The 5407-nt window shown below is 40.1% G+C and carries 8 protein-coding genes; 2 read left to right on the top strand and 6 right to left on the bottom strand.

What is annotated here, in order from left to right; all coding sequences use genetic code 11:
* On the bottom strand, window positions 1-241 hold a 241-nt coding region (locus tag QZZ35_RS08700), incomplete at its 3' end, for a hypothetical protein (protein WP_291237046.1).
* 201 nt (window positions 242-442) lie between these two features.
* A complete protein-coding gene (locus tag QZZ35_RS08695) occupies window positions 443-667 on the bottom strand; it encodes an alpha/beta-type small acid-soluble spore protein (protein WP_291237045.1) in 225 nt (74 codons plus the stop codon).
* 153 nt (window positions 668-820) lie between these two features.
* Between QZZ35_RS08695 and QZZ35_RS08690 the strand changes: the two genes are divergently transcribed.
* Complete coding sequence (locus QZZ35_RS08690; RefSeq protein WP_291237044.1) at window positions 821-1264, top strand: CYTH domain-containing protein; 444 nt, start codon at window positions 821-823, stop codon at window positions 1262-1264.
* Window positions 1265-1281: 17 nt separating this feature from the next.
* Here the strand turns inward: QZZ35_RS08690 and QZZ35_RS08685 are convergent, their stop codons facing one another.
* From QZZ35_RS08685 to QZZ35_RS08670, 4 genes are all read right to left on the bottom strand, one after another.
* Entirely contained in the window at window positions 1282-2628 is a 1347-nt protein-coding gene (locus QZZ35_RS08685; protein WP_291237043.1) for an MATE family efflux transporter, read from the bottom strand.
* A 120-nt stretch (window positions 2629-2748) separates the two neighbouring features.
* The gene (locus QZZ35_RS08680) at window positions 2749-3588 is read right to left on the bottom strand and encodes a DUF6612 family protein (RefSeq protein ID WP_291237042.1); all 840 of its coding nucleotides are present in this window, start codon (window positions 3586-3588) and stop codon (window positions 2749-2751) included.
* A 77-nt stretch (window positions 3589-3665) separates the two neighbouring features.
* Window positions 3666-3923, bottom strand: coding sequence for an HPr family phosphocarrier protein (locus QZZ35_RS08675; protein WP_291237041.1), 258 nt, complete (start codon window positions 3921-3923; stop codon window positions 3666-3668).
* A gap of 84 nt (window positions 3924-4007) precedes the next feature.
* Window positions 4008-4385 (bottom strand): hypothetical protein, encoded by a 378-nt coding sequence (locus tag QZZ35_RS08670; RefSeq protein ID WP_291235042.1) that lies wholly within the window; start codon window positions 4383-4385, stop codon window positions 4008-4010.
* A 270-nt stretch (window positions 4386-4655) separates the two neighbouring features.
* Here QZZ35_RS08670 and QZZ35_RS08665 point away from each other — a divergent pair.
* Window positions 4656-5407 (top strand): MFS transporter (locus QZZ35_RS08665; RefSeq protein WP_291237040.1); only part of this gene is annotated, 752 nt, incomplete at its 3' end.

The raw sequence follows: 5407 nt of genomic DNA, 5'->3' as shown, positions 1-5407 counted from the left end.
TAAAAATATCGCCCGCTTCCACTTTGATTTTTCGCCCGTCATTATATGTACACATCAGGCTGCCTTCTGTCAGAATATGATAACTGGAAATACCCTTTCCTCCAATGCATGTCTTTTCTCCATTTAAATATCCACCGTTAAAACATATTGAAAACGCTTCACTTCCCGGCATTGAATTGGCCGGATATACATATTCCTCTCTCTCCGATGACTTTCCCAATAAAATTTTTTCTATCTCCATTATTATATTTCTCCTGAGTTTAATCTATGAATCTAAACAGATTTATCCTTTGAATCCATTATCCTAAATTATATCTATTGATTACCGGAAATGCAACGCCTATAATGGTATGTAGAAAAAAATTTCAATACAACCCCTGATTTTTAGTCTTTCGCATAAAAATCAGGGGCTGTCTGCCTAACCCGGAATTTCTTTTTTCATCTACTGCTGACCGGACATCTGCTCTTCCTGTCTGCGAATCATTCGACGCACCATCTCGCCGCCGATTGAACCTGCTTCCGCAGATGTCAGATCACCATTGTAACCGTTTTTTAAGCTTACGCCAAGCTCTCCCGCTACTTCCATTTTGAATTTATCCATAGCATCTTTTGCCTGAGGCACTTCCATACGGCTTCCGTTAGAACCTGTTCCACTTGAATTAGACATTTTTTTCACCTCCGTATTGTCTTGAATAAGCTTTTGTAACTTATTCTGGTTATAGTATCTGCCGGACCAAAAATATTATAATGGTAATTTCTAGATGATTTGGTTATAATAAAATCAATCAGGGACAGGTTCCCCAGCAGAAAGGAGCTCAATATGGAAATTGAACGTAAATATCTGATTCACGAATTACCCTTTGACATTTCAAAATATCCATGTCACGAAATTGAACAGGCCTATTTGAACACCGATCCGGTCATCCGCATACGCCGTCAGGATTCGGAATACTACCTGACATACAAATCAAAAGGCCTCCTGGCCAGAGAAGAATATAATCTTCCGCTGAACAAAGAAGCCTATCATCATTTACTCACTAAAGCTGACGGAAATCTTTTATCAAAAACCCGATATAATATTCCTTTTGGTGATCATTTAACTATCGAAATAGATATCTTTCACGGAAAATTTTCCGGATTAATTCTTGCCGAAGTTGAATTTCCAACAATTGAGGAAGCACAGAATTTCTGTCCGCCAGACTATTTTGGTGAAGATGTAACTTTCTCCCCGGACTATCATAACAGTACGCTCAGCCAGAAGTAATCGGCTGAGCGTCTTTTTTATATCTTTCTTAATATTGTGCATTGCATCGTTATATAGCATGCAAGTCCGCCGATAAAATTCGAAATCGGTTCTGCCATAAATACTCCCATAACGCCCAACATCGGAATTTTCGGAAGAAGCAGTGTTAAAGGAACAACAATGATCGCTTTTCTGAAAATCGAAAAGAAAACTGCCTGAGGTGCCTTATTTAATGCCTTAAACACACATTGGCCCGTAAACTGGAAAGCCATCATGAAAAACCCGAAAAAATAAATATGCAAGGATGGTACTGCCACATTCATCAGAGCTGCATCCTGATTGAATATCCGAATGAATATTTCAGGAAATGCAGAAATTAATCCCCATATAAGCAAAGTATATGCAAAACAAATCTGTGTCATAAAACGAATGGCTTTTTTCATGAGATCAAACTGACCCGCACCGTAATTATAACTGATGATTGGAGATGAACCGTCTGCCATGGACAAAACCGGTGTCTGGGCAATCTCACGAATAGAATTAATGACCGTCATCGCGCTGATATATAAATCACCGCCGTAAATCTGTAATGTGGCATTGCAGACGATCTGCACAAGACCATTTGTAAAAGACATGACGAACGTGGATGTCCCCAGTTTCGCAATCTTTCCAATGCACTCAAAATCCGGTTTAAATCCTTTAAAATCCAGAGTCAGTTCCGCTTTTTTCCCTGTCAGAAATTTTATGACCCACACGGCAGAAAACAGTTGAGAAATAATCGTTGCCACCGCCGCACCTGTGACTCCCATATGCAGCCCAAAAATAAAAATCGGATCAAGAATAATGTTACTGATTGCTCCAAGTGTCACCGTTTTCATACCAACTTTAGCAAATCCCTGACTGTTAATGTAGGGATTCATGCCCAGTGAAGTCATAACAAAAACTGTCCCCAGCATATACACGACCATATAGTCTGCCGCATAAGGATAAATGACATCGCTGGCCCCAAACAGATATAAAATCGGTTTATGGAAAACAATTCCGAAAACAGTCAGAATAACGCCTGTCACAATAAGCATAAAAAATGCATTATTCATAACCTTACGGGCTTCCTTCGCATCTTTCTGTCCTCTCGCAATAGAACACAAAGGTGCTCCTCCCAGACCAAAAAGATTGGCAAAGGCTGTTACCATCGTTATTACAGGAAAACATAATCCCAATCCGGCCAGAGCAAGCGTTCCCTCTCCCGGAATCTTTCCTATATAAATTCTGTCAATAATATTATAAAGTAAATTTACAATCTGAGCCACCAGCATCGGTGCCGCCACCGCCAACACGTTCCGACGGACATTGCTGCCTCCAAAATCCACCTGTCCTGATGCCATACATACACTTCCTTTTTCGACTCTCTGTTTCTATCGCAACACCATTATATATCATCGTTTAAAAAAAATCAAAAAGAAAAGAACCCTCGCATAATCGCAAGGGTTCTAAAATTCATCTGTTTACTGTGCCGATGTCTCCGCTTCCTCTAAAAGCGCATTCGTATCTATTGTCTCAGCTGCTAATGCCTCAGCAGGGATTTCAATGGAATCGATCGTATCAAATTCTTTGTAATCGACTGTAATTGTCATCTTATCAATTTTTGTAACAACACCATCCACTTCCATGCCTTCTCCAGTCGTAATCATGTCAAGTGTTATGGAAGCAGGAAACATTGTATCTTTATAGACTTTCATGCATGTATCTGCCTGGAATTGAGAAAGATCCATAGAATCCAGACCATTCGCCATTGATCCCATAGCAGACATCACTTTCTCAAGTTCCTCACCGGAAATAGAAGCTGTTAATACATATACCTCTTTGTCGCCAATCTTCTCTGTCTGTTCAGCAAGTGTCATTTCCTTACCGTTTCCAAACATCTTCTGAAGTTCAGCCAGGTTCGACTGGGAGAGACCTTCCTGCTCTGTCTTCATCCATTCACCGGCAATACCTGTATATGTGATGATTTTATCTTCTTCCGCCTGAGTGTATATATCCATATCCAGTGATAATCCGAACAGCCCTGATGTCATTGTCATATCCATGTATACAACATCAGGCTCTTGTGTCGCCTGCATCGTACCTGTCATCGCCACATCCATGTCCGTACTCTGATCCCCCGAAGTCATGCTCATCTCCATGTCCATATTAAAATCTGCCAAAAAAGACTTCGCTTTTTCCATAGTTTCGTTCGACTGCTGCACAATACTTTCTGCAGTAACTTCTTTCTTTCCACATCCGCCTAATGCCGCAGATGAAAGGATTAATGAAGCTGCCAATCCCCATACTAATTTTTTTCTCATACCTTTTATCCTCCTTTATCTATGATGCCATTATAACATAAAAAAAGGAAACATGTCATCTGTTTCCTTTTTTAATCTTATAATTGTTCTCTAAATAAGGTTTCAATTTTCTGAGCTGCCGCCTCCTCATCCGGCCCTTCAATGATCACCTGAACATTGTCCCCCTTTTTTATTCCCAATCCCATGACACCGAAGATCCTTTTCAGATCGCCCTTTTTCCCATCCTTGTCAACCTGTATATCACTTTGAAATTCATTGGCTGCTTTTACAAGAATGCCCGCCGGACGGGCATGAATGCCCTGTTCATCCTGGATCACATAATTAAATTCTTTCATAAAAACACTCTCCTGTCATGCTAAGATTCAATGAAACACCCTTAGCATGCCCTTCCTGAGAATGAATATTCATAATTTTTATCTTTATTCGTAAGCCGACATAATATACTCATATTCCTTTGGCCGGTAATGTTCAATGTACCGTTGATGCTGAGATTCTTTAAGGCAATAACACATGACACATGAAAGTTTCTCTTTTATCGCTTTTCTGAGTCTGTGATTTCCATCTAACAAAAGATAATGCCCATCTTTAACTTCCGCAAGAACACATGGTTTATTTAAATCCGTCTTCATCGCATAAGTATCATCCACTCTTGCATCATGATTTTCTTTTGCTATATAATCTGTATCTACCATACGGAGCTCAAATGCCATCGGCTTCTCCTCAATAGCTTTAAGCATCGAATCAACATCCCATATAATCATTCCATTTTCCGTTCCAAAAAAATATCTCTGTCTCACTTTTCACCCTTCTTTTCCGTCCGGAAATATTTTACAATCCTCATAGAAGCACAAAAACCTGAGTTCCCGGCCATTCGGGAAATCAGGTTCTTTTTTATTTCTTTTACATCCTATCACGCTTTATTTTTTTTTGCAAGAGTCTCTCTAAAATTTTTACAATTATCTAAGAAGATGGCTTGCCAATATTTATTTTTGTAGTATGATAATTCCATGCCCCAAAAACAGGCATATTTTATTAGAAACCAACTACAAAAGAGAGGATTGTTCCATATGCACTCAACATACTCTAAAGCAAAGAAGATCATTGCGCTTTGCTGCTTATTATACTTTACCAGTTATATTACAAGATTAAATTATGCCGCCGCACTCAGTGAAATCATACGTTCTATGGGAATCACGAAATCCATGGCCAGTCTTGCTGTCACCGGAAGTTTTTTTACTTATGCACTTGGTCAGCTCATCAGCGGACCTCTTGGGGACCATATGCCTCCTGAAAAATGTATCTTTGCAGGCATTACCGCCACTTCTGTGACCAACCTGATCATCGCCACCACCGACAATATCACTATCATGACCTTTCTCTGGTGTCTGAACGGATTTTTTCAAGCTATGCTCTGGCCGCCTCTGGTTCGCATTATGGCAGAAAATCTTTCTGAAAAAGATTTTCATATTGCCAGTATTCGGGTAAATGCCGCCGCAGCCGTCGGAACAATCGCCGTATATATACTCGTCCCAATCTGTATACGTCTTGGAGGATGGCGTCTGGCCTTTATTATTCCCGGCTTCTTTGGTCTTGCCATCGGCGGTATATGGCATCATTTTTCCCGTCTTTTGATTCACGGAAAAATCATAGAGAAACAGATCACAAAAAACACCTCAGAACGACCTTTACGTTTGATTTTTATTTCCGGTTCCATCCCGATTTTATGGGCAATCATGCTCCAAGGCACTTTAAAAGATGGTCTGACAACCTGGATGCCCTCCTACATCAATGACATCTACCACCTTGGAACGGCTGTTTC

The organism is Frisingicoccus sp. (genome assembly GCA_016298055.1).
Lineage (GTDB): Bacteria > Bacillota > Clostridia > Lachnospirales > Lachnospiraceae > Frisingicoccus.
The sequence above is the reverse complement of the archived record's forward strand: the minus strand, read 5'-3'. Positions and strand labels throughout refer to the sequence as shown.

What these genes read in the sequence shown, in the direction of transcription:
- QZZ35_RS08675 (WP_291237041.1), bottom strand. Translation starts at nt 3,923, where the DNA reads ATGAAAGAATTTAATTATGTGATCCAGGATGAACAGGGCATTCATGCC.
- QZZ35_RS08680 (WP_291237042.1), bottom strand. Translation starts at nt 3,588, where the DNA reads ATGAGAAAAAAATTAGTATGGGGATTGGCAGCTTCATTAATCCTTTCA.
- QZZ35_RS08690 (WP_291237044.1), top strand. Translation starts at nt 821, where the DNA reads ATGGAAATTGAACGTAAATATCTGATTCACGAATTACCCTTTGACATT.
- QZZ35_RS08685 (WP_291237043.1), bottom strand. Translation starts at nt 2,628, where the DNA reads ATGGCATCAGGACAGGTGGATTTTGGAGGCAGCAATGTCCGTCGGAAC.
- QZZ35_RS08695 (WP_291237045.1), bottom strand. Translation starts at nt 667, where the DNA reads ATGTCTAATTCAAGTGGAACAGGTTCTAACGGAAGCCGTATGGAAGTG.